Source organism: Planktothrix sp. PLAVEN19ND, assembly GCF_057220675.1.
Genome location: NZ_CM170132.1, coordinates 287,205 through 312,818 on the forward strand (window position 1 = coordinate 287,205; position 25,614 = coordinate 312,818).

At 41.0% G+C, this 25,614-nt stretch carries 20 protein-coding genes and 1 tRNA gene; 13 read left to right on the forward strand and 8 right to left on the reverse strand.

Translation table 11 applies throughout. The features are described 5' to 3' along the window. The first annotated feature begins 82 nt into the window (after positions 1-82). From AC2D3N_RS01280 to accC, 9 genes are all read left to right on the forward strand, one after another. Positions 83-1,492, forward strand: a complete 1,410-nt coding sequence (locus tag AC2D3N_RS01280) for an LCP family protein (protein WP_484692549.1) — start codon at positions 83-85, stop codon at positions 1,490-1,492. 245 nt (positions 1,493-1,737) lie between these two features. Then, positions 1,738-2,055, forward strand: coding sequence for a DUF433 domain-containing protein (locus AC2D3N_RS01285; RefSeq protein ID WP_079679854.1), 318 nt, complete (start codon positions 1,738-1,740; stop codon positions 2,053-2,055). Further along, positions 2,048-2,380, forward strand: coding sequence for a DUF5615 family PIN-like protein (locus AC2D3N_RS01290; protein WP_079679853.1), 333 nt, complete (start codon positions 2,048-2,050; stop codon positions 2,378-2,380). The genes AC2D3N_RS01285 and AC2D3N_RS01290 overlap by 8 nt, the downstream gene beginning before the upstream one ends. A 476-nt stretch (positions 2,381-2,856) precedes the next feature. Further along, a complete protein-coding gene (locus AC2D3N_RS01295; RefSeq protein ID WP_484692550.1) occupies positions 2,857-5,334 on the forward strand; it encodes an ATP-dependent Clp protease ATP-binding subunit in 2,478 nt (825 codons plus the stop codon). 208 nt (positions 5,335-5,542) lie between these two features. Continuing rightward, a complete protein-coding gene (gene ileS, locus AC2D3N_RS01300) occupies positions 5,543-8,434 on the forward strand; it encodes an isoleucine--tRNA ligase (RefSeq protein WP_484692551.1) in 2,892 nt (963 codons plus the stop codon). A 162-nt stretch (positions 8,435-8,596) separates the two neighbouring features. Then, positions 8,597-8,965: an HNH endonuclease gene (locus AC2D3N_RS01305; RefSeq protein WP_484692552.1), complete on the forward strand. Its 369-nt coding sequence runs from the start codon at positions 8,597-8,599 to the stop codon at positions 8,963-8,965. A 14-nt stretch (positions 8,966-8,979) separates the two neighbouring features. Further along, positions 8,980-9,345, forward strand: coding sequence for a hypothetical protein (locus AC2D3N_RS01310; RefSeq protein WP_484692553.1), 366 nt, complete (start codon positions 8,980-8,982; stop codon positions 9,343-9,345). Next, positions 9,338-9,733 (forward strand): hypothetical protein, encoded by a 396-nt coding sequence (locus AC2D3N_RS01315; protein WP_484692554.1) that lies wholly within the window; start codon positions 9,338-9,340, stop codon positions 9,731-9,733. The genes AC2D3N_RS01310 and AC2D3N_RS01315 overlap by 8 nt, the downstream gene beginning before the upstream one ends. A gap of 218 nt (positions 9,734-9,951) precedes the next feature. After that, the gene (accC, locus tag AC2D3N_RS01320) at positions 9,952-11,304 is read left to right on the forward strand and encodes an acetyl-CoA carboxylase biotin carboxylase subunit (RefSeq protein WP_484692555.1); all 1,353 of its coding nucleotides are present in this window, start codon (positions 9,952-9,954) and stop codon (positions 11,302-11,304) included. A 105-nt stretch (positions 11,305-11,409) separates the two neighbouring features. On the opposite strand, the gene AC2D3N_RS01325 is transcribed toward accC, so the two are convergent. Beyond that, positions 11,410-11,482, reverse strand: a tRNA-Met gene (locus AC2D3N_RS01325). Positions 11,483-11,631: 149 nt separating this feature from the next. Here AC2D3N_RS01325 and AC2D3N_RS01330 point away from each other — a divergent pair. Continuing rightward, positions 11,632-12,327, forward strand: a complete 696-nt coding sequence (locus AC2D3N_RS01330; protein ID WP_079679850.1) for a hypothetical protein — start codon at positions 11,632-11,634, stop codon at positions 12,325-12,327. A gap of 207 nt (positions 12,328-12,534) precedes the next feature. Here AC2D3N_RS01330 and AC2D3N_RS01335 read toward each other — a convergent pair whose 3' ends face one another. Continuing rightward, entirely contained in the window at positions 12,535-14,448 is a 1,914-nt protein-coding gene (locus AC2D3N_RS01335) for a cation:proton antiporter (RefSeq protein ID WP_079679849.1), read from the reverse strand. 207 nt (positions 14,449-14,655) lie between these two features. Then, a complete protein-coding gene (locus tag AC2D3N_RS01340) occupies positions 14,656-15,105 on the reverse strand; it encodes a Fur family transcriptional regulator (protein ID WP_484692556.1) in 450 nt (149 codons plus the stop codon). Between the two features lie 134 nt (positions 15,106-15,239). On the opposite strand from AC2D3N_RS01340, the gene AC2D3N_RS01345 reads away from it, so the two are divergent. Continuing rightward, a complete protein-coding gene (locus tag AC2D3N_RS01345; RefSeq protein ID WP_079679847.1) occupies positions 15,240-15,737 on the forward strand; it encodes a CRR6 family NdhI maturation factor in 498 nt (165 codons plus the stop codon). Between the two features lie 101 nt (positions 15,738-15,838). Here the strand turns inward: AC2D3N_RS01345 and AC2D3N_RS01350 are convergent, their stop codons facing one another. From AC2D3N_RS01350 to ntcA, 3 genes are all read right to left on the reverse strand, one after another. Beyond that, positions 15,839-16,231, reverse strand: a complete 393-nt coding sequence (locus AC2D3N_RS01350) for a pre-16S rRNA-processing nuclease YqgF (RefSeq protein ID WP_484693726.1) — start codon at positions 16,229-16,231, stop codon at positions 15,839-15,841. 1 nt (position 16,232) lies between these two features. Next, positions 16,233-17,837 carry a DUF3084 domain-containing protein gene (locus tag AC2D3N_RS01355; protein ID WP_484692557.1) on the reverse strand — a complete coding sequence of 535 codons (1,605 nt, stop codon included), beginning with the start codon at positions 17,835-17,837 and terminating at the stop codon, positions 16,233-16,235. Between the two features lie 163 nt (positions 17,838-18,000). Next, entirely contained in the window at positions 18,001-18,666 is a 666-nt protein-coding gene (gene ntcA / locus AC2D3N_RS01360; protein ID WP_079679845.1) for a global nitrogen regulator NtcA, read from the reverse strand. A gap of 187 nt (positions 18,667-18,853) precedes the next feature. On the opposite strand from ntcA, the gene fabI reads away from it, so the two are divergent. Beyond that, the gene (fabI, locus tag AC2D3N_RS01365) at positions 18,854-19,630 is read left to right on the forward strand and encodes an enoyl-ACP reductase FabI (RefSeq protein ID WP_484692558.1); all 777 of its coding nucleotides are present in this window, start codon (positions 18,854-18,856) and stop codon (positions 19,628-19,630) included. Between the two features lie 166 nt (positions 19,631-19,796). Next, the gene (hisB, locus tag AC2D3N_RS01370) at positions 19,797-20,441 is read left to right on the forward strand and encodes an imidazoleglycerol-phosphate dehydratase HisB (RefSeq protein WP_484692559.1); all 645 of its coding nucleotides are present in this window, start codon (positions 19,797-19,799) and stop codon (positions 20,439-20,441) included. Between the two features lie 138 nt (positions 20,442-20,579). Here hisB and AC2D3N_RS01375 read toward each other — a convergent pair whose 3' ends face one another. Together AC2D3N_RS01375 and AC2D3N_RS01380 are read right to left on the reverse strand one after the other, a co-directional pair. After that, the gene (locus AC2D3N_RS01375) at positions 20,580-20,849 is read right to left on the reverse strand and encodes a glutaredoxin family protein (protein ID WP_200816790.1); all 270 of its coding nucleotides are present in this window, start codon (positions 20,847-20,849) and stop codon (positions 20,580-20,582) included. After that, positions 20,849-25,123 carry an EAL domain-containing protein gene (locus AC2D3N_RS01380; protein WP_079679841.1) on the reverse strand — a complete coding sequence of 1,425 codons (4,275 nt, stop codon included), beginning with the start codon at positions 25,121-25,123 and terminating at the stop codon, positions 20,849-20,851. Before AC2D3N_RS01380 ends, AC2D3N_RS01375 begins: the two co-directional genes overlap by 1 nt. Between the last annotated feature and the right edge of the window lie 491 nt (positions 25,124-25,614).

Below are 25,614 nucleotides of genomic sequence, written 5' to 3' on the forward strand. Positions count from 1 at the left end.
ATCAGTGTATTCTCTCTAAAAATTATTTATTGATTGTGTGAGGAAGTCCGTGTCAGCACCAAGATATCAGAGTCAAAAACCATTGCCAAACCCGTCAAAACCCAATCTCAGGAAATTAGCTCAATCTAGTCCTGGACGGTGGTTAGGACTGGGTTTAGGTTTGGCTGGAGTCGCCATGATTTCGGCCACCGCCGGAGCTTTATTAGCCGTGTCTCTATCGACAACACCTCTATTACAGCAAAAACTAACCCCCGAAGAAGCGGCGGTTTTTTCTAAAGGTCAAATGGCGACTACCAACATGAGACTGCCAGAATTAACCCGCCCGGTGAATATTCTGGTGATGGGGGTAAAGGTTTTAACCTCAGATTTGGAAGATGATTCCCACCCGCAAGCGGGATACCATGCCTTGGTGGATTCCTTTAAAGGGTTATCGGATACAATGCTATTGATCCGCTTTGATCCGGCTAATAAACAGTTAAAAGTATTATCCATTCCCCGGGATACTCGGACGTATGTAGAAGGTCGGGGAATGACTAAAATTAATGATGCTAACTATTATGGCGGCCCGGCGTTAAGTGCAAAAGCCACCAGTGAGTTATTAGGCGGTGTGGGAATAGACCGTTATGTGCGGGTGAATGTGCAAGGGGTAGAAAAATTAATTGACGCCATGGGAGGCGTGAATATTTACGTTCCCAAAGATATGCACTATCAAGATGATAGCCAACATCTCTATATTAATTTAAAACAAGGGGAACAACACCTGAATGGAGCGCAAGCCTTACAGTTTTTACGCTTCCGTTATGATGCTTTAGGTGATATCGGACGGGTACAACGTCAACAAATGCTAATTCGGGAGTTCATGGAACAAGCATTAAATGTGAGTACCATTTCTAAACTGCCTCAAGTTATGTCAATTGTTCAGTCTCATATTGATACCAATTTAAGTTTAGAAGAATTAGTCGCCTTAGTTGATTTTGCCACTAATATTAAACGGGAAAATGTACAAATGCTAATGGTTCCAGGGGAATTTAGTGACCCGAAAGAATATCGAGCCAGCTATTGGTTACCCGATGCAGCCCGTTTAGAAAATATAGTGGCTCAACATTTTGATTTTGGTCAGGATGTTTGGAAATTTGATAATATTGATCCCAAAGATTTAAGAATTGCTATTCAAGATAGTAATGATAGTTCTGAGGCTATTGATAAATTGGTTGGCACTTTAAATGATCAGGGATTTTGGAATGTCAAAATTTCTAAACCTTGGACAGAACCCTTAGAAGAAACTAAAATTGTCGCTCAGGATGGCGATATTAAGAGTGCTGAATCTTTACAAAAATCCCTGGGTTTTGGTAAGGTTGTGGTAGAAAGTACGGGATTTTTAGAATCTGACTTAACCATTCAAGTCGGGAAAGATTGGTTGAAAAAATATAATCAACCTAGTCCTTCTGCGTCTCCAGGGCTTCAATTAACTCCTAATTCCACAAAAAAATGATTGTCGGGGTTGGGTCTCCAAACCCTCTTAGGCGTTGGTGCGTGCGCCGGGCTTACCCACCCTACGATATTTATTTTGAGTTTCAGATCAAAAAGTTTAAATCATCCCATCAACCCGTGGGGTGTGGCTATCAACGCCTACGCACCTAAACCAGAATAATAATAATTCCCCTTAATTTTACCTCAATTCGATGGAAGTATGTTATAATATTGCGAGGCTAATTTTCCCGTTACCATCGGTTTATTATGTCTATTACCGTCATTCAAGAACATATTGAAATTACCCCTGGAATTTGTGGGGGAAAACCCCGTATTGCTGGACATCGAATTAGAGTTCAGGATATTGTTATCTGGCATGAGCAAATGGGAATGTCGCCTGATGAAATTCTTTATCATTATCCCAGTATTACCTTATCTGATATTTATGCAGCTTTAGCCTATTATCATGATCATCGAGATGAAATCCGATCTGCCATCAAAGCTGACGAAGAATTTGCCCGTCAATTGCAAACTGAAACCCCATCACTATTGCAACAAAAATTAAAAAATCGTCAGCATGGGTAAAATTAAATTTCATTTAGATGAAAATATAACTCTTGCTATAGCAAGTGGGTTGCGAAGACGTAGAATTGATGTTAGTACGACTCCAGAAGAAGAAATGATCGGGAAATCTGACGAACAACAATTAGAATTTGCCCGGTCTCAAGAGCGAGTTGTTTTTACTCAGGATACGGATTTTTTGAGACTACATCATGCTGGTTTTACCCATTCGGGTATTGTTTACTGTCCACAAAGCAGTAAATCTATTGGGCAAATTTTGCAAGGGTTAGTATTAATTTGGGAGATACTGAATGCCGAGGAAATGAAGAATCATTTGGAGTATTTATAGAAGCAGGCAATCGCCAACCCGCAGGGTGTGTGAGCAAAGCGCACGCACCAAAACCACAATAATAATTATCCTCCTTAATTTTACTTCAATTCGATATCAATAGATCAGAATATTTGGCAGATTAAAAATTACTACTATCAGATTTTTCTCTGATTATATTATAGCATTATTATCATTTTGTGTAACAAACAATTATTGGGTTTTTATTACCCTATTTATTTATTTCTGCTTCTTCCTTTAATTCTGATATAAAAGCGAATGGGGAATAGGGAATGGGTAATGGGGGGAATTGGTCAGTTTGCAACCCCATATCAAAATTACGGGTGTCCTCACTGCACGTTTGACCAAATAACGTTACATTAGATTGTAGTATCTCAATAAAAGTTTACATCGGGACATTAAAACCTATCATCGTCTCCCCACCAGGGATGACAACTCCATAAAAATAAACGTTATATAGGGAGTGAGCAGAAAAAATGTTTGAATACTTCTCGGATAAGGCAATTAAGGCGGTGATGTTAGCTCAGGAAGAAGCCCGACGCCTGGGACATAACTTTGTAGGAACAGAACAAATTCTTGTGGGCTTAATGAGCGAAGGAACCAGTGTCGCTGCCAAAACCTTGAAGGCACAAGGGTTAAGCCTGCGGGAAGTCCAAAAAGAAGTCGAGGCCATTATTGGTCGCGGGTCAGGTTTCCTCCCGGTAGAAATTCCCTTTACCCCTAGGGCCAAACGCATCTTTGAAACCGCGATGAAGGAAGCGCGACAAATGGGGAATAACTACATTGGCCCCGAACATATCTTACTCGGACTCCTCCAAGATAATGAAGGAGTCGCCGCCAAAGTCCTCGAAAATCTAGGGGTTGACCGTTCTCAAGTGCGGACTGAGGTAATTCGATCCCTTGGGGAAGAAGCCACCGTCGCCCCCGGAGGAGGCGGTCGCAGCAAGTCCACCAAAACCGCCACCCTCGACGAATTCGGCACCAACCTCACCCAACTAGCCGCCGAAGGCAAACTTGACCCGATGATCGGTCGTCAACGGGAAATTGAGCGGGTAATTCAAATTCTGGGACGACGCACCAAAAATAACCCGGTGTTAGTAGGTGAACCCGGCGTCGGAAAAACGGCCATTGCCGAAGGTTTAGCCCAACGCATTGTCAATAACGATGTTCCCGACGTCCTCGAAAATAAACAAGTGATCAGCTTGAGCATGGGAACTTTAATTGCTGGAACTCGTTTTCGGGGGGAATTTGAAGAACGCCTAAAAACCATCGTCGAAGAAATTCGTACCGCCGGAAATATCATTTTAGTGATCGATGAAATTCATACCATTGTGGGTGCAGGTTCCATCGAAGGGACAATGGACGCCTCCAATATGCTCAAACCCGCCCTCGCCCGGGGTGAGTTGCAATGCTTAGGGGCGACTACCCTGGATGAATACCGCAAATATATTGAACGGGATGCGGCCCTGGAACGGCGGTTCCAACCGGTGATGGTCGGCGAACCCACCGTGGAAGAAACCGTGGAAATTCTGTTCGGGTTGCGTCGCGCCTACGAACAACACCATCAATTAACAATTTCCGATCAGGCCCTATACGCGGCGGCGACCCTATCCGATCGTTATATTAGCGATCGCTTTTTACCCGATAAAGCCATTGATTTAATTGACGAAGCGGGTTCCCGAGTTCGGGTGATGAATTCCAAAGTTCCCCCCGAATTGCGGGAATTAAAACGGGAATTAACTAAAGTTATTGGCGAAAAAGAAACGGCTGTTAAACTCCAAGATTTCGATCAAGCCAGTGAACTGCGCGATCGGGAATTGGAAATTAAAGATAAACTGGAAACCCCGACTCAAAAAACCGATATCGCGGGTACGGGTTTAGTCGTAACTGAAGACGATATTGCCGAAATTTTAGCTGCATGGACAGGGATTAATGTCAATAAATTAACCGAATCGGAATCGGTAAAATTATTGAAATTGGAAGATATCTTACATGAACGTTTAATTGGTCAAAATGAAGCGGTAGGAGCCGTTTCTCGCGCCATTCGTCGTGCCCGGGTAGGATTAAAAAATCCCGATCGCCCCATTGCCAGTTTCATTTTTTCGGGCCCCACGGGAGTCGGAAAAACCGAATTAACTAAGGCCCTAGCGACCTATTTCTTCGGGGCAGAAGACGCGATGATTCGTTTAGATATGTCGGAATATATGGAACGACATACGGTGTCTAAATTAATCGGTTCTCCCCCGGGATTTGTGGGTTACGACGAAGGCGGACAATTAACTGAAGCTGTCCGTCGTCGTCCCTATACGGTGGTGCTATTTGATGAAATTGAAAAAGCCCATCCCGATGTCTTCAATTTGTTATTACAAATCTTAGAAGATGGACGTTTAACCGATGCCAAAGGTCGCACGGTCAGTTTCAAAAATACCTTAATTATTATGACCTCGAACGTCGGTTCTAAGGTAATTGAAAAAGGTGGTGGCGGTTTAGGATTTGAATGGGCTGCAACTTCTCAAGAAGATCAGCAATATAACCGGATTAAAAATTTAGTCCATGAGGAACTCAAACAATATTTCCGGCCAGAATTTCTTAACCGTTTGGATGAAATTATTGTCTTCCGTCAATTGCAAAAATCCGAAGTTAGACAAATTGCCGAAATTCTACTTCGAGATCTGCTGGCTCGGTTAACCGAAAGAGATATTACTTTAACCGTCAGTGAAGGGTTTAAAGATCATTTAGTTAATGTGGGTTTTGACCCGAATTATGGCGCCAGACCCTTACGTCGAGCCTTAATGAATCTGTTAGAAGATGCCTTAGCTGAAGCCTTATTAGCTGGAACAATTAAGGATGGCGATCGGGCATTTATTGATGTGGATCAAGAGGGGAAAGTTACAATTTCACCCGGAGATCATGCCCTGAATTCTATTAACGAATACGCCGTTACCCATTCCTAATTTACTCTAATTCTCATCCCACCCGTCTTACTCCGGTAGGGCGGGTTTTGTAGATCAAGTTCACTGTCTTAGTTGCAGATCAATAATTGAGCCCTGAAGGGCTCACTACGATTTGCGACTTGCAGATCAATAATTGAGGCGTGAAGGGCTCACTACGATGTTAGGATACAATACAAATCAATTAACAAGAATCATTCAGGATACTGTTGTGACAGAAGCCAAATCCTATAAAGATAGCGTCAACTTGCCCCAAACAAAATTTGATATGCGGGCAAACGCCGTGAAGCGAGAACCGGAAATCCAAGCCTTTTGGGCTGAACAGGAAATTTATCAACGCCTATCACAAAATAACCCCGGCGAATTATTTATTTTACATGATGGCCCCCCCTATGCGAACGGGACGCTGCATATTGGTCATGCTCTCAATAAAATTCTTAAAGATATTATTAATCGCTATCAAATTTTACAGGGTCGTAAAGTTCGTTATGTGCCCGGGTGGGACTGTCATGGTTTACCCATTGAATTGAAAGTATTACAAAACATGAAAGCCGGGGAAAGGGAACAATTAACCCCCTTAACTTTGCGTCACAAAGCCAGAGATTTCGCCTTACAAGCCGTTGAACAACAGAAAACCGGTTTCAAACGGTATGGGGTTTGGGGCGACTGGGAACACCCCTATTTAACCTTAAAACCCGAATATGAAGCCGCCCAAATTGGTGTATTTGGCAAGATGTTTTTAGAGGGATATATTTACCGAGGACACAAACCCGTGCACTGGAGTCCCAGTTCAAAAACCGCCTTAGCTGAAGCGGAATTAGAATATCCAGAAGGTCACATTTCCCGCAGTTTATTTGCCGCTTTTAAACTATTAACCGTATCTGAACCTTTGCGGGAATTATTAGCGCCCTTTCTATCGGAATTAGGGGTAGCAATTTGGACAACAACTCCTTGGACAATTCCGGGTAATTTAGCCGTTGCGGTTAACCCGGCTTTAAATTATGCCGTTGTGGAAGTGGGGGAAAGTGAAAAACCTACTGCGTTTAAATATTTAATTGTGGCGGCGGATTTAGCGGAACAATTATCAGCAACTTTGGGTTATTCGTTAACCATTAAAGCCACTTTTAAAGGTCAGGATTTAGAAAATTCTACCTATAAACATCCCCTATTTAATCGGAGAAGTCCGATAGTTATTGGGGGAGATTATATTACCACCGAATCCGGTACGGGCTTAGTTCATACCGCCCCCGGTCATGGTCAGGAAGACTATATTGTCGGTCAAAAATATGGTTTACCGATTTTATCCCCCGTGGATGATCAAGGAAACTTTACCGATGAAGCGGGAAAATTTGAAGGATTAAATGTTTTAGGAGAGGGAAATGGGGCAATTATTCAGGCTTTAACGGACGTTAATTCCCTATTAAAAGAAGAACCCTATCAACATAAATATCCCTACGATTGGCGCACGAAAAAACCCACAATTTTTAGAGCCACAGAACAATGGTTTGCCTCCGTGGAAGGGTTCCGAGATGCGGCTTTAAAAGCGATTTCTGAGGTCAAATGGATTCCCGCCCAAGGAGAAAATCGGATTACTTCCATGGTAGCTGATCGCAGTGATTGGTGTATTTCTCGACAACGGAGTTGGGGGGTTCCGATTCCGGTTTTTTATGATGAAGAAACCAACGAACCGTTATTAAATGAAAGAACAATTAATCACGTTCAAACTATTATTGCCGAAAAGGGTTCGGATGCCTGGTGGGAGTTATCCATTCAGGAATTATTACCCGTAGAATATCATAATAATGGCAAGACTTACCGCAAGGGAACCGATACCATGGATGTGTGGTTTGATTCGGGGTCTTCCTGGGCGGCTGTTGTTAATCAACGTCCCGAATTAAAGTATCCGGCGGATATGTATTTAGAAGGTTCTGATCAACATCGCGGCTGGTTTCAATCGAGTTTATTAACCAGTGTGGCTAACTCTGGTCATGCTCCCTATAAAACCGTATTAACCCATGGATTTGTCCTCGATGAAAAGGGGATGAAAATGAGTAAATCCATCGGAAATGTGGTTGATCCCGCAATTGTGATTGAAGGAGGGAAAAATCAACAGCAAGAACCCCCCTATGGCGCTGATATTCTGCGGTTGTGGGTGTCTTCGGTCGATTATTCTTCCGATGTTCCTCTGGGTAAAAATATCCTGAAACAGATGGGAGATGTTTACCGCAAAATCAGAAATACTGCCCGATTTTTATTAGGGAATTTGCATGATTTTGATCCGAGTAAAGATACGGTTAAATACGAGGAATTACCGGAATTAGACCAATATATGTTACACCGGATTACGGAGGTTTTTACTGAGGTAACAGAGTCTTTTGAAAGTTATCAATTCTTCCGATTTTTCCAGGTGATTCAGAATTTCTGTGTGGTGGATTTATCTAATTTCTATTTAGATGTTGCCAAAGATCGGTTATATATTAGTGGGGCTGATGGGTTTCGGCGTCGGAGTTGTCAAACGGTTTTAGCCGTGGCGTTAGAGAATTTGGCGAAGGCGATCGCCCCCGTATTATGCCATACAGCCGAGGATATTTGGCAAAATATTCCCTATTCTCCGCCCCAGACTTCGGTTTTTGAAGCGGGTTGGGTAAGGTTAGAAAAACACTGGGAAAAGCCAGAATTAGGGACGTTATGGCAACAGTTACGACAAATTAGAAGTGATGTTAATGTTGTCTTGGAAAAAGCCCGTCAGGACAAAATGATTGGCGCCTCCTTAGAAGCCAAAGTGTTGTTATATATTGCGGATGAGGATTTGCGTCAACAGATGCAACAAATGAACCCCAAAACTACAGAATTAAAAGATAATAATGGGGTGGATGAATTGCGTTATCTGTTGATTTGTTCCCAGGTTGAACTATTAGATACTCCCGCACCTTTAAACGGTTTACCCTATAATCAACAGTTTGAAGATTTGGGAATTGGTGTGGTGAAAGCCGATGGGGAAAAATGCGATCGCTGTTGGAATTATTCGGTTCATATTGGGAAATCAAAAGAAGATCCTAACATTTGTGAACGTTGTGTGGAAGCGTTAGCAGGAACGTTTTAAATATTAGAAACCCGATTTCTCAAAGAAACCGGGTTTCTAATAACCAATTAATGTCAATTAAAAACTCAGTCAAACAGCCTCTAACTAATTTTGGGGTTGCATCAATTAGAGATTCATTTTATACTATAATTGATGTATAGCCTAAACTCAAGCCAGTAATGTATGGAAACAAACTCGGCTGATAATTTAGCTCGATTATATGGCGAACTTTTTGTCCTACTTCAGCAAGAAGAAAAACTTCGTCAAGAAACAGAGCAAAAATTAGAAAAAGCTAAAGGGGTCATTGATCCGAGAAAACAGTTTAATAACTGGTTAAAAACCAATTCAGGTAAGACTTGGAAGCGTAAGCAATTTGAACTTCAAGGAAGTATGTGTGCAGCTTGTAAAACCTCACTCCGGTTTGAAGATGCAGTTGTACATCATGTTCTTCCACTAAAAGATTTGGGATCTGCTGCTAACAAACCTGAAAATTTTAAGCTATTACATCCGGGTTGCAATTTAGCAATTGGCACAAAAATTGTTGATTTTTAAAAGAGGTTGTCATTATGCCGAGTAAAGAAGAATTAATCAAACAACTGGCTAACGAATTTAACTGGACACAAGCAGATGTAAAAAGGGCAGTTGATGCTTCTCAAGAGAATGTAAACACAAAGGAAGAAGCTATTTTGTGTATGATTCGCTATGCTGGCCCAGATTTGAAAAAACGTAATTATGAAGTGGGTGCTCAAAAAAGAATCAATAATCAACAGAAACAGCAAATTAGTGGCCTAGTGGAACAGTTAACTAAGATTCAGGATTTTTATGCTAATCAATTAGTTCCAACACTAAGATCAACAATTCTGGAACAAGCCAATTATATTAGCGATCTTCTCAAACAATTTGGTCAAGATCAAGGAGGTAAAAATGGGTAGTAATTTAAACACAATCACAAAACTTCATCTTCAATCTTTTGGTTTTTCTGAATACTATATCAAACAGCTAGTCAGAGAATTGAAAGCGGTATCAACAAACGGAGGTTTAAAAGAATATTCTGCATCAGATATACAATCATCTGTTGAAAATAGGCTCTCAAATTCAAAAATTAAAGCAGAAAATCGAGAAAAACTTCAGCGATTTTTGACTTGGTTAAAGGGTGAGTCTAATGTTATTGCAGTAGACTTCCTTAAAGGCTTATCTCCTGAAAAAAGGATAGAAGTTTTGATGGATCGTCTTCAAGAATTAGAAAAACAGGAGCAAACTTTAAAAGAAGAAACAGCATCAATTATTATGAAAGCTCGACAAATGGTTGCCACTCAGTAAATACATCCCATTAACTATCATAAACCCGTTCTCTATACTGATTCAATAAAAATTCATCCCTTGAAACCCGGTTTCCGAATCTTGTGGAGCCGGGGGATACTTTGGGTTAAAATGGTAAAACCACTGTACATCAAAGGTTCTTGAATGGACAAACTGGGTCATTCTAATACCTAAAAAATGTCCGATCGGGTGAACAGCAATAGCAACGTCAATAAAAGATGCGATTCTCAAAAATATTAATTGCCAATCGAGGGGAAATAGCTTTACGGATTCTTCGCACCTGCGAGGAAATGGGTATTGCGACGGTTGCTGTTCATTCAACGGTTGATCGCCACGCCCTTCATGTCCAACTGGCCGATGAAGCCGTTTGTATAGGGGAACCCAGCAGCAGTAAAAGCTATTTGAATATTCCCAATATTATCGCCGCTGCCCTGACTCGTAACGCCACAGCCATCCATCCGGGCTATGGATTTTTAGCCGAAAACGCCCGATTTGCCGAAATTTGTGCCGATCACGATATTGCTTTTATTGGCCCCACACCCCACGCCATGCGGTCAATGGGAGACAAATCAACGGCTAAGGAAACCATGCAACGGGTGGGAGTTCCCACCGTCCCGGGCAGTGATGGACTCCTGAGTGATGACCAAGAAGCCCTGCAACTGGCCCGTAAAATCGGTTATCCGGTGATTATTAAGGCCACCGCCGGGGGTGGAGGTCGGGGAATGCGGTTAGTTAGGGAAGATTCGGAACTCCCTAAACTCTTTGCCGCCGCCCAAGGGGAAGCGGAAGCCGCTTTTGGAAATCCGGGGGTTTATTTAGAGAAATTTATTGAACGTCCTCGCCATATCGAAATTCAGATTTTAGCTGATAATTATGGCAATGTAATTTACCTCGGAGAACGGGATTGTTCGATTCAAAGACGTCACCAAAAACTATTAGAAGAAGCCCCCAGTTCTTTTATTACTCCTAAACTGCGTCAAAAGATGGGAAACGCGGCGGTAAAAGCGGCTAAATCGATTAATTATACCGGGGCGGGAACCGTTGAATTTCTAGTTGATCAATCGGGAAATTTCTATTTTATGGAAATGAATACCCGGATTCAAGTGGAACATCCGGTTACGGAAATGATCACCGGATTAGATTTAATTGCTGAACAAATTCGCATTGCTCAAGGGGAAAGGTTATTATTAACTCAAAATCAAGTAATTTTACGCGGTCATTCCATCGAATGTCGGATTAACGCCGAAGATCCCGAACATAATTTCCGTCCCCATCCTGGAAAGATTAGTGGTTATTTACCGCCGGGGGGAAATGGGGTGAGAATTGATTCCCATGTCTATACGGATTATGAAATTCCTCCTTATTATGATTCTTTAATTGGCAAGTTAATTGTTTGGGGGCCAGACCGTCCGACGGCAATTTTAAGAATGAAACGGGCGTTACGAGAATTTGCGATTACTGGGGTTCCCACAACCATCGGATTTCATCAAAAAATATTAGAAAATCCCGAATTTATCAGGGGAGAAATTTATACTAATTTTGTGGAAAAAATGATGAAAAAAGGAGAATAGAAAACCTAACTCCCCCGAATCAGGAATAGATTATAACCTGGGGTGAGCGTCCCGAGTACGGGAGAGCCTCAATCATCATTCAACCAGGGATGGGGTTTAAGCTGATGCGCCCTACTGGAATCGAACCAGTCTGAAGGCGAATTATGAGTTCGCTGCCTCCCCAATCGGCCAAGGGCGCTTCCAATAGTACAATATCATACTCTCACCCAAAATTGTTAACCGCGATCACTAATTTTGGCTAAATTTTGAATAAGCTGTGTAGGTGATAGCATATCCTATAGGCATTAGCCGTTAAAATGGCAAGTTAAATCATATCTAAATTTTGAGATGGGACTAAATTCAACTGTTGTTCTGACTGTCGTTTTACTAACCATGATGTTTGGTGCTGGCTTTACCAGTTCCGTTTGGGGCTATGGTCTGGGTCGTTCGGCGTTGAAAGAAATTACACAACCCGATGTGCGTCCAAACAACTTAGCCAATAAAAATAAAAATGGAAACCGCCATGATGGGGTGCTGTTGCTCAAAGAGAAGGATATCCTAGCAACGGTCAAGAAGCGCATGGAAGGGAAGGAAGAAGTGGCGAGTGCATCGGCTAAAGTGGCCAATAAGCCCACCTCTACCCAAGCCCAAAAACCGAAAACTGAAAGTTCCCCCGCCCCGGTAGTAAATAATAAATCAGTTTTTCCCATTGTTAGCCGTGATGGAGGGGTAAGTTTAGAAGTGGTAGAAGCGACTCGTAAAGGGAATTCTTTGGTTTTAAATGTCAACCTAAAAAATGAAGGTCAAGAATCTGTTAGATTTCTCTATAGTTTTTTAAATGTTACCGATGACAAGGGTCGTGCTTTGAGCGCCAGTGTGGAAGAATTACCTGGCCAATTGCCTCCTAGTGGCAAAGTTTATCAAGGAACGGTCACAATTCCTACGGCATTAGTGGAAAATTCCAAGGAATTAACCATGAGTTTAACTGATTATCCTGACCAAAAAATGCAATTGCAGATGTCAGGAATTCCAGTGGCGCAATAGACATCTGGATTTTCTGAAAAGGTAATCATGACCCTTACAACGGGCGATGTGCTGGGGCGATTGTTCTCAGTGCTATTTTTAATTACGATTAATGCCTTTTTTGTCACGGCCGAATTCCCTATAGTTTCGGTATGGAGTTGTTGATAAATTTGGAGGGACAGTCGGATTAGTAACAATTCAAGATGTGATTGCTGAAATTATTGGTGATCATTTCAATTCCACTAACTGATTACTGATTACTGATAGAGGAACTTCCTCAACGGCGGGATGTTTTTCTAGGATTAAATTAGATTTTTGAGAACCGGATAAACGTTTGAGTAAGGTTGGTTTAGGATCATGAAGCAGATAAATAATTTGATCTCCGACTTGCCAAGATTCTGAGGCGGCTAAAACTTGAAAATTGCCATCTCTTTCTATTAATAAAGGAATTAATTCCCCTGAGCGAATTAACGCCTGTAGATGGGCTATTTGAAATTCTAACTCTGGTTGACGTAAAACCGTTTCCCCTAATTTTACTTCCTTGTCTTCCAGATAGGTATTCCACTGTTTTAAAGAAACATCGGGAATAAAAGCCTGTTGAATTTTATCACGATTAACAGTTATTTTAGTTTGAGGTTCCCTGGGAAATAAAGCCAATACCCGGGGCGGTTTAAATTCCGTATCTGCACGTTCAGCGAGTACCACATTTACTTCCCCATTACTCGTCATCGCCAGGAATGTTCCCATCAATTCTAATCCCGCTTCTTCCAAAACATTAGGATCTAAGGCACTACTTTGATAAACCCGTAACCCTTGCTGTCGGGCTTTTTCACAGGCGACCGGATCAGTATCAATCATCACCACTAACTCATCCCGTTCTTGGAACAATCGGCTAATTAATCGACTCAAAGGATTTGAACCCACAATCACCGCTCCGGTTACCGAATGGGAAGTTACTCCTAATTTTTCAGCCATCCATCGGGCAGTTAATCCTTGAATTACCACCGTCATAATAATAGTTAGGAAGACTAAAGCTTTAATTGAGTCTCCCCCATTAATTCCCCGTTGGGTGAGTAAAATCGCAAACAAAGAAGCAACCGAAGCCGATACAATTCCCCTAGGTGAAATCCAAGAAGCAAATAATTTTTGTCGCCAATTCAGGTTACTATTTAAAGTACAAAGCCAAATATTAATCGGACGCACCACCCACATTAAAGCTAAAACCGTTAATACACTGCCCCATCCCAAAGCTACTATACTTTCTAAGGATAAATCCGCCGCTAATAAAATAAATAAAACTGACACCGCCAACATGGTTAACTGCCCTTTAAATCGGAGTAACTGACGCATATCAGGAACATCGACATAACGCACCATCATTCCGGTAACAACTGTGGTCATTAACCCCGATTCACTCATTAGTAATTCAGCCGTATCAAATAATCCCCATAGAGCCGCTAATACCACTAAATTCTTTAATTCTTCCGACATAAATTGGGCAGTTTTTAATAACCATCCCAAAATTCCACCCCCAATTAACCCAATTCCTGCGCCAATACTTAAACGCAATAGCAATTGTCCCATAATTTCTAGGGGGTCAGTATTGCCATTCAGGACAACGTTGAGGACTAAAACCGCTAAAATCGCCCCCACTGGGTCAATTAAAACCCCTTCACCCTCTAACAGCGCGGAAACTTGACGGTCTACGGAAACCTGTTTCAGCAATGGCCCGATTACCGTTGGGCCTGTAACCACCACCAAAGCTGCATACAGAAAGGCGATTGGCCAAGGAAATTCCCCCAACCAGTGGGCCGCGATTCCCGCCCCCATTAGGGTGATTAAAGTGCCAAAGGTGACTAAATTGCGAACACTCCCAGAGACTTGACCCAGTGCCCGCAGGTCTAAACTTAATCCCCCCTCAAACAGAATTAAGGCTACCGATAGGGAGACAATCACTTCTAAACCACTTCCTAAAAGATTGGGCTGCACTAAACTCAAGCCATCATTCCCTGCCAGAATGCCGAATAATAGCAGAAACACGATGGCAGGAACTTTCAGGTAGTCTGCCAAGACTTGAGCCGAAATCCCCGCCATGACCGTAATGACGATTAACAGGGTGATTTGAAAAGATGATGTTTCCATAGGCGCTATTGTTGCAGACTACCCACTGAATTGAAAATAGTTGTATTCTGTTCCACTATACCTGCTGTCCAACCCGTAGGGTGGGTAAGCTCCGTCCCCGCACCCTCTTTAGGAATGAAAAATTACCTATTTTTAACAGTTAATCGTATTTTTCAAGGTTTGAATTTTGAATAAAAATTCTCTATTTTAAAGAACACTAAAACTATGCTAAGACGCTTGAATAGTTTCGTCAATATTTACTGAATTAACAGAATAACCATAAAAATTAATTTGATAATCTGTAATTTTAACGCCAGTTTGTTGTTCAACTTGGGCTAATAATTCCGGGGGTAATTCGATATGAATATCTAAAATTTTATCGGTATCTAAACAATTAACATGGGAATGGGAATCACTAATATGTCCATATAAACGCCCCTCCGAACGTTCTACACATTCAATCACATTTTCCCGCGATAGGGCTTCTAAATTTTGATAGACCGACGTATGACCAACGGATTTCCCCTGTTGATTTAATCGATCATAAATGTCCCGGGCTGATAAATGTTCTTGAACTTGCCAAAGCAATTCCAAAACTAAACGGCGCTGACGACTCAGCCGCATTCCTTTAGCTTGACAATAATTGATTGCATCTTCTAAAGAACGAATTGGTTTCACTATTCTCGCCTCGGTTTATGTATCAAATTTTAATAGTTTTGGGATCACCGATCCCATACTTAGACTATACTTTCTATTGTATCTTAGGGATTTTATAGTAAACAGTGGTTTCTATCTGCAAAGGTTGACATTGAATGGCAATTATCATCAAGCTGAATTCTGAGCAAGTAAATCGTTTAGATTTGTCCCCTGTACAAAGGGTAATCGATCCTATCCCCGAAAATACCGATATTACAGCTTATGAACAGCAAATTAGCTTCGATATCGACTATTCCCGTGACCCAGAAGACCCCAGAGAAATTTCAGAAGTTCCTGAAATCCGATTATGGTTTATTCGCCTAGACGCCCAATATCCTTGGCTCCCCTTCTTTCTGGACTGGAAATCTGGGGAATTAGCCAGGTATGTGGCAATGCTCGTCCCCCATCAATTCCATCGCACCGAAGGCATCCAATATAACCCCGAAGCCCTAGAAATCTTTTTAATGCAAAAGATCTTTATTCTCGACCACTGGCTCGTCCAACAGAATATCCCCAACAAATCCCGCCTGATGGCTATGGCTCAAATGCTCGGTTATGACCTTGATGATACCTTCTTTGAAACCTATACCCAGAAAGGTTTAACTGATGACTGATTTCGGGTAGGGACGGGTTCTTTTAGGTCTTTGTTGATCACCTAAATCTCGATAAACCCGCCCCTACAACTGATGACTGATGACTGTTAACTGTTAACTGATTACTGATTCAAATATCGTTCAATTAATACAATCGCCACAATATCATCAATCGGACGGGGTGGGGTTCGCATTCCTTTGGGAATTAAACAAGTTAACCCTTTAGGGGGATAAATTTGCCAATAGCGATCGCGCGCTTCTAAGGTAGAATATCGTTCATTCACTTGAATAATAGAAAGGGATTCCGGTAAAATTTCAGTTAGTTTTTGTTTCCACATTTTTGAAGTAGTTTGATCTCCCATCACCACCGTTTCAATAGTAAATTGTTGACAAAGAGATTGAATTATTGTAGGAACATCCGCCGCTAAAATCACCTCATGATAATATAACTGTGAACCATCACCCATCACCGCAATTCCACATTTTTCTCGCCCGGGATCAAACCCTAAAATCATTTTATTTTTGATCATCGTATTGAGTATAATTAGATTGAGAGGTTGGATTTCCTATATTATTCTGTCTCTGAGTAGATGGATTATCTAATGGATTAGAATTATTAAGCTGTTCCTGTTGTTGTCGGGTACTAAAGATCACTGCTCCATCGCGAAGTGCCAATAAATCCAGTCGCAATGGCCCAATAGTATAGGCATCTTCAGCAGCAACAGCTTGAATTTCCAAGGGTTGATTATGTTCTTGGACTTGTTGGAAAAAACGAATTAATGTATCCATTCTATCATTTCCAATTTGTACTGTTCCACCCACAATTCCAACAAAACGCGCCCGGAAACTGGAGGCATCTAAAAGTTGTTGCATTTGCCTTCTCAATTGCTCATTAGATAAAGTAGAAGGATTCAATGTTGTTCCCGCAATAATTTCTCCAGTGGTAAATAATAATCGATTCGGTTCAGCTTTAGTAAAAACCGATACTTTTGTTTCTCCAACTAAATAATTAGCAGCCGAAATCACTTGTACCACATAATCTCGACCATCATCAATTTGATTAATTAAATCTTCAACTTCTACTTTTGTAATTTGAATGACTTGAACCTGACCCGCTTTTGTATTTCCCAATTGTACAGACTCAAGGGCATAATTATTCGCTTCTTTTAACAGAGTATTAACCGCCTGAATTGCAGTTTTTGGATCACTAATTCTGACTAAACTACTGGATAAAACCTGTCCTCTTTCTAAAACAACACTTCCTTCTCGTAATAATTGAAAATCCCGTCCAATCAGTTCAACCTGTTGACTTAAAACTTGTTTTTGCTGTTCTAATTTTTTCTGTTCTGTTTCCAATTCTTCCAAACGAGATTCCCGTTTCACAATAATTTGATCCTGTTTTTTGATCCGTTGTTCCTGTTGTTCAATTTCCCGATCCTGCTGTTTCATTTCCTCTGAACGTTTAGCAATTTCCTGATCGCGATTCTGAATTTGAGCTTTGACCTGTTCTTGTTGCCAAATCAAATTTTGACGTTCAGTTCTGAGTTTTTGAATTTCTAATTGTAAACTTTTTTTTTGTTTAAATACTTCTTGGAGTCGATTTTCTCTATTTTTCAGTTCGGCTTCCGTTGCCGTTCTTTCCACCTGAATATTCCGTAATTGTTTCCGAAGATCTCCCAATTGATTCTGAGTTCTTTCCAATTCTTCTGCTGTTTTAACAGCTTGAGATTGAGCCGTTTGTAGGGATTGATTGATCATATTTAACTGTGCCATAGCGGTGTTGATTTCCGTTTTAGCTCTTGTTAAATCCTTTTCTACTCGCCTTTTTTCATCTTCTGCCCGAGTTAAATCCTTCCGAGCATCATTCAATCTACTTTGAATTTGATCAATTTGAAACACACCCCGACGCAGGGGTTTACTCGAAGCAAATAAAATCCCCAAAGTCAATGCCGAAAGCACACTGCCAGTTAAAATGGTCACAACCATAGCAGTGTTGCGGGGGCGGAGATTAAATAAACTCAGCCTGGCTTTTCCAACTTTAGTTCCCAGGCGATCACTAACCGTTGCAATCACGCCACCCAAAACTAAGATGGATATAACCAGGATAATTCCTGCGGTCATAAAGTAAGAAAAATCTGGGAGAGTGGAAACTCAGGATTTTAAGACCTGAGAATCTAAAAATTTAATTATCTAGTTAATGCAGTTTGCTCAATTTTCTCTCATTATATCTATGAGCAAGTTTCCTAGATCTTTTCTGGGTTAATCTAGGAAACCTAACCGTAGATTAAGTAAATTGTTGACCTAGGGTAACGGGATTATGGACTGTGATCTTTTTCTTATAAATTGAGATCATGTTTTTTTGTCGTAAATCTCCTAATAAACGAGTAACCGTAACTCGCGTGGAACCAATTGCTTCTGCGATCGCTTGATGGGAAAGTTTCAAATCAATCCGAATTCCATCTTTACCCGGTACGCCAAAATCTCGACAAAGAATCAGCAGAAAACTAACTAATCTTGATCCCATATCCCGGTGAGCTAAGGTTTCAATCATCATCTCCGTTTGTAAAATCCGAGACGATAATCCGCGCAACATCACCATCGGCAGTTCGGGATCGCTTTTCAAGGCTTTCTCTACCTGTTCAATTGGAACTGAGAGTAATTCTACAGAGGTAAAGGCAACGGCATGGTAAAACCGATCCGACCGATGACCTGTAATTAACGATAAAACACCAAATACACTATTTTCTCGAAGTAAAGCGACAGTAATTTCTTCTCCAGCTTCATAGACTCTGGATAATTTCACCGCACCTTTGATCAGAACATAGACGCGCTCCGCCGGATCGCCGGGAAAGAAGATCGTCTTACCCCGTTCAAAGCTTTCCACGACGGGAGGGAACGCCCCTCCGCCGATGCTGCGGAACACTTCTGCTAACGGTCTATCATACGTCACGACCCGATCCCTTGCACTAACAATGCTCTAATATATCTTCCGTATTTCAGTTTACGCTAATTACGCTAATTGCATCATTTATCTGTTGAATCAACCGATGATTGTCCGATCCATGTTTTATCCCTGGTAGAAATGGGTAAATCCATGGCTTTGATTAGGATACCAATTGCTTATAGAATAATCTATTATGCTAAATTTGAACGGAAAAAACGCACTTGTTACCGGCATTGCCAATAATCGCTCCATTGCGTGGGGCATTGCCCAACAGCTTCACCAAGCTGGAGCTAATCTTGGAATCACCTACCTTCCCGATGAGAAAGGTCGTTTTGAAAAAAAGGTGCAAGAATTAGTTGAACCCATCAACCCTAGTTTATTTCTGCCCTGTGATGTCCAGAATGATGCTCAAATCGAGGAGTTATTTACGGCTATCCGTGACCAATGGGGACGAATTGATATTCTGATCCATTGTCTGGCCTTCGCAGGAAAAGAGGAACTTTCTGGAGACTTTAGCAATGTATCCCGGACTGGATTTACCCGCGCCCTGGATATTAGTGCTTATTCTCTAGTTCAACTGAGTGCGGCGGCTAAACCTTTAATGACCCAAGGGGGGAGTATTATCACCCTAACCTATCTGGGAGGGGTGCGAGTGATTCCTAATTATAATGTGATGGGAATTGCTAAAGCAGCCCTAGAAATGAATGTTCGTTACCTGGCGGCGGAGTTGGGGCCCTTGGGAGTTCGGGTGAATGGCATTTCGGCTGGCCCGATTCGGACTTTGGCATCTTCAGCCGTGGGTGGGATTTTAGACATGATCCATCACGTTGAGTCCATGGCTCCCCTAAGACGGACGGTGACCCAAACGGAAGTGGGCAATACGGCTGCGTTTCTCTGTAGCGATTTATCCAGCGGCATTACAGGTCAAATTCTGTATGTCGATTCGGGTTATTGCATCATGGGAATGTAGGGCTTGAAGATGAGTAGGGGGAGCAGGGGGAGAAGATGAGGAATCGTTAACTTCTGAGTCCGAACTCTGCACCCCAGACCTTAAACCCCACTGCCTTCTTCCTCCTGACATCTAACTCCCTATTTAAACTTTAAAATAGATTCTATAGTTTCTTACCTTAATTATTATGCAAATTAGCGATCGTCCTTCTATTAATACTGCAAATTCTAATTTAGATATGCTTCCTAGAATTGCAACGGTATACCGCAAAACAGGGGAAACAGAAGTTAATGTTACGGTGAATTTAGATGGAACTGGAATCTGCACAGTTTCTACAGGAGTTCCCTTTTTAGATCATATGTTGCACCAAATTTCATCCCATGGCTTAATTGATTTAGAAATTCAAGCCACTGGAGATATTGAAATTGATGATCACCATACCAATGAAGATGTGGGAATTACATTAGGTTTGGCTTTAGCTAAAGCTTTAGGCGATCGCAAAGGAATTGTCCGGTTTGGTCATTTTATTGCCCCTTTAGATGAAGCCTTAGTTCAAGTTGCTTTAGATTTTTCCGGTCGTCCTCACCTGAGTTATGGGTTAGAAATTCCGACCCAACGAGTGGGAACCTATGATACTCAATTAGTCCGAGAATTTTTTGTAGCTATTGTTAATAATAGTCAACTAACATTGCATTTACGTCAGTTAGATGGAATCAATTCCCATCATATTATTGAAGCCGGGTTTAAAGCCTTTGCTAGAGCCCTAAGAATGGCAGTAGAAATTGATTCCCGTCGGGCAAACACTATCCCCAGTTCCAAAGGGGTTTTGTAAGTAGGTTGGTATTAATAAACCTTACCCATTACCGATCGCGGATTTAAGAGGATTTCACGGATTTCACGGATTTTAATCTGTCCCCCAATCAAGTCGAGGGCAGGGTTAATCTGCGTAATCCTCTTCAATCCGTGATCCCTATTCCAAATACTTCTGTAACATTTGTTCCAACTGCATAACCGACATTCGAGGCGAAGGACGGGGAATAGGTTGGTCAGGTTCACCAGACTTAAACAGGACAGGAATCGAATATTGATAGGCTTGAAACCAATCTTCCCGGGTAGTAATGTCTCGGATTTCTAATTGAAATTCTCCTGATTTTTGGGGTGAGGTTTGAATTTTCTCCAATTTTTCCTGGAGTCCTTCGCATAAATGACAGCCTGGTTTACTGTATAAAATTAGTGTGATCATTGGATTTCTTTAACCTCCGATAGTAATAGTTGGGTCGCTTGTTCGGCTTCTAGGGGTTTAGCGAATAAATAACCCTGTCCGAATGGACAGCCTAATTCCTGCAAAATTCTCCTTTGTTCGCGGGTTTCTATCCCTTCAGCAATCACATCTAAGTCTAAATTTTGCGCTAAAGAAATAATGGCTTTAACGATTTGTAAGGGTTGGCTTTTTTTACCGCTAAAGGTTTTGTTTTTATGATCTAAACGATTAATAAATGAACGATCAATTTTTAAACTATTTAAGGGAAATTGATGTAAATAACTCAAGGATGAATAACCTGTCCCGAAGTCATCAATTGATAGATGAATTTTGCGAGATCTTAGTTGAGCCAGGATCATAAAGGAAGTAGCTAAATTTTCCATAATCACACTTTCGGTAATTTCCAGTTTTAAATCACTGGGATTACAAGCCGTTTCTGTTAATATCTGATCAATTTGTTCTAATAGATTCGATTGACAAAGCTGTTTACTCGATAGGTTAACACTCATGGTTAGGGGATAAATATTACTATTAGATTTTTGCTTTTGAGAATCAGATTTTTCCGTAGAGGCTGTATTAACTAAAACAAACTTTTGGGTTAATTTTTGTTTCCAAACTCGCAATTGCTCACAAGCTTCTCGTAATACCCAAGCCCCTAATGGAATAATTAAACCCGTTTCTTCTGCAACTGGAATAAACTCTATTGGCGATACTAAACCCCTGGTGGGATGCAACCAACGGACTAGGGCTTCAAATCCAGTAATTCTACCACTAGATAAAGAAACAATTGGCTGATAATAGACTTTAAAACCCTTGAGATTTGAAGGTTGAGTGATTGAGCTTTCTAATAGATGTTCTGTGGTTTTTAATCCATTGAAATTGTGGATTTCTTTATGAGTTACGAACTCTGAGTGCTGTGGGTTTCCAATTTGGATTCTTCCATAAATAGCTTGTCGTAAATCAGTTTCAAGCTGCAATATAGACAGGGTTTGACTATGTATATTTAAATCAAAAACTTCATATCGAGCTTTGCCTTTAGCTTTGGCTCTATACATAGCAATATCAGCATCTCGTAAAAAGTCTTCAGGATTATTATACAATAAACATTGATGGGATTCACTATTATTTTCCGATTGCTGATTATGGTCTTGACTGGGAACAATTCCAATACTAACGGTGGTAAAAATTTCATGTCCTTGAATATAAAAAGGTTGGGTTAATTCATAGTGAATTTTCTCTGCCATTGCCGTTGCATCGGCGATGCTTTGAACCCGATTAATCAAAATTGTAAATTCATCTCCCCCTAAACGAGCGACGGTATCTAATGGGTTGACGCAATATAAAAGACGATGGGAAATTTCAATTAATAGTTGATCTCCAATTAAATGTCCTAAACTATCATTAACAACTTTAAATCTATCTAAGTCTAAAAATAAGACTGCAAACTCATAATTAGGTTCTTGTTTAGATCGTTTTAATACCTGTGCTAAACGTTCATTAAAAAAGCTCCGGTTAGGTAATTGAGTCAGAGCATCATGTAAGGCTTCATACATGAGTTGGGCTTCAAATCGTTTACGTTCAGTAATATCCCGAATAATAATTTGAATCGCAGATTGACCTTGATAGGTAGCTGGAATTCCGACAATTTCTACATCAATAACTTCTCCATTTAATCGAGTTAATTTTTGTTCTATTAACGACCGAGGTTGCTGTTCATTGTGATCATCTTGAATTTGAGTATGAATGGAATTAAAATAATCAGGAGGCAGAAAATCAAAAATAGAGCGACCGATTAAATCTTGAGGGCGATTTGCTCCTAATAGTTTAGCTCCAGCCAGATTAATATAAACTAATTGTTCTCCATTGTGAATGGCAATAGTTTCAGGAGATAATTCAACTAAACGGCGATAGCGCTCCTCACTTTCTCGCAGACCTAATTCGGCTTTAACTCGTTGTTTTTCTGTTTGATTGGCCGCAATAAATCGACCAATACTTTGAGCCATTAACTCTAAAATTTCCACTTCATAGGATTTGTAATCTACGGTTTTAACCTCTAAAGCAGCAAAAGCTAATGTCCCATAAATTTCACCATTGACCCAAATCGGAGTTCCTAAACAGGTTTCGAGATGAAACCTTTGATAGCTTTGGAGTCGATTGAATTCAGGATTTTGCCCGATTTCGGTATGAACTTGAGTCATTTGGGTCTGAATGACTTTAACACAGTAACTTTCCTCACAAGGCAAGGTCATACCTGGTTGAATTATATCTAAATCGGAATCAACGGTATCAATAATAATATTATTATTTTCTAATCGGCTAATGAAACCAATTGATAGTTGAAAAATCTCGCATCCAACTTGGAGATAATCTCGAAAAAGTTCATCTAAATTTTGATGATTATAGGTTGTAATCCGATGCAAATGTTTGAGATTAGAACTAAACTGAGCTAAGGCTTGGGATTGTGAAACCAGGGCTTGTTCAGATTGTTTCCGTTTAGTTATATCTGCTTGAATCCCAATAAAATGAGTCAAATATCCTTTGGAACTATATACTGGAGCAATGGAAAGTTCATTCCAGAAAAACTCCCCATCTTTCCGATAATTCTGTAGTTCGACATGACACTCTTTTCCTTCTAATACCGCACGACGAATTTCGTCAATGGCTGCATAGTTGGAATGATTCCCCTGTAAAAATCGACAATTTTCTCCTAAAATGTCTCTGCTGCTATATCCTGTAATTCGTTCAAATCCATTATTCACAAAAATAATCGGATTATCCGGTTGTGTCGCATCGGTAATTACAATCCCATTACTACTACTATTAATAGCTCGTTCCATCAATTGTAAACGTTCTTGGGCGCGATGACTTTCAATCGCCGCCGCTAACACATTCGCGATCGCTTCTAAAAAATGTACATCTTCTAGGGTAAACTGGCGATGGATAGTGCTATGGACACTTAAAACCCCCCAAGCCTTTGAAATAGGGGACTCTACCTGTTTTTTACTCAAGCCCGAATCCTGTCCCCAACGGGCAATTACCACACTCATACCACTAATTACCCGATGATTATGCAGCAGGGGAGTTCCAGAAAATCGAGTTTCCACGCGTAAATCATCTACCACAATGGGTTCATTCTTGAGTAAGGTATACCCGGCTTGGGAGTTAATATGGGCACTCACCCTAGCATTGCCGACCAGTCCTTTTTGCCAACCCACCCCCGCCCTCAACCAAAAAGCATGACCTCCGGGCATGAGTTCCAGAAGTTTACAGTATTCCACATCCAAGGTTTTCGCTACGGCACCGACAACTTCATTGACTAAGACGGAGAGGTCAGAATGAATCAGGGCCTGTTGACCGAGGTAGGCGACCGTGGCTTGCTGGCTGACCCTAGACTGCAAGGTGGCTAAAAGCGGGTCTATCGGTGCCAGGGCGGGAACTTCTTCCGTGATGGCTTGGGTGCTAATTAAGGTGGCAACTAACTGACCCAATTGATTCCTAAGCGGTAAAAAAGTAGCACAACAGTAATCCAATCTCCCATCCCGACGGTGGAAGGGAATTTCGCGGGTGCAGTCGGAATATTCATCGGCAAGCTCAGAGTTACATAGGTCAATAGCTAAATCATGTAACGGTGATAAATTCAAGGCTGCAAGAGTTTGACCCAAAACTTGGGATTTATCATAACCAAACATTTGTTCTGCGACGGTATTCCAATCAATAATTTGGTGTTCTGCACCCACCAGAATCACCCCCTGTTGCCAGTGGTCAAAGCTGGGAATATAGCCAGGTGGTAGGGGTTGAGTGGGTGAATTGGGGAGAAGTTCGGAGTAGGTGGATAGAATCAACTTTTCCCCATTTACTGTTAGCAGACGCATGGATACTAATGTCCACCAGAGCGTTCCATCTAACCGTTTTACTTGTAGAGTTTGTTGTGTGACATCCTGTTTTTGCAACTTCTCTAGCAGAATTTCTCTATCCGCGAGGTTAGCAAAGATATCGGATTCAGCAAAGTTCGATATTTCTGATTGAGGCAATCCAAAGGTCTGTTGGAAACGAGAATTACAATAAAAAACCCGACCATCACCCAGATGACTGACAATCAAGGCAACTTGCAGTAGGTCTGCAATCACCCGAATCAGTATGGGGCTGTCTAGTAATCCAACTTCTTGATTCGCATCTATCACCCACCCCTGATCAATAGATGCAATAGGATAAAGTTGGTCTTGATCTGCTTGTGTCTTGTGTTTGTTGAGCATCAACTAGTTTCTGTGCATTATCTATCCGATTACTCGTAGTTATCGTACTTTTTGCAGAGTGTTTGACACACCAAGAGTTTTTTGTCTGCCCCTCCCTATACATTTTACGATTATTACCCTGAAATTTTGACATTTTTTAATGAAAATTAAAAAAAGGTTAACAAACCTCCGGCATAGATTTTCGGTGGATGTCAGTTTGGGAGAAAAATTGATGTCCTAAGGAATATCCTAAGACCAGGATATTTATTTTTTAAAAAGGAATATTAGCATTATTATCAATATTCTAATGGAGTTTACCCAGGCTGTTATCGGAGAGTACCTGACTCGAATTCGAGTAGGATCGGATTTATCTTAAAGGGGATCAATCTAATTAAGGGCTTTTGATTGGTTTAAAACATGGGTTGGGCTGATCACACTTTTTCCCTCTATCCCAAAAATAAGCTGTTTTTTTTTGATGTTCAATAATAATTAATTATTTGTTATTGAACTGT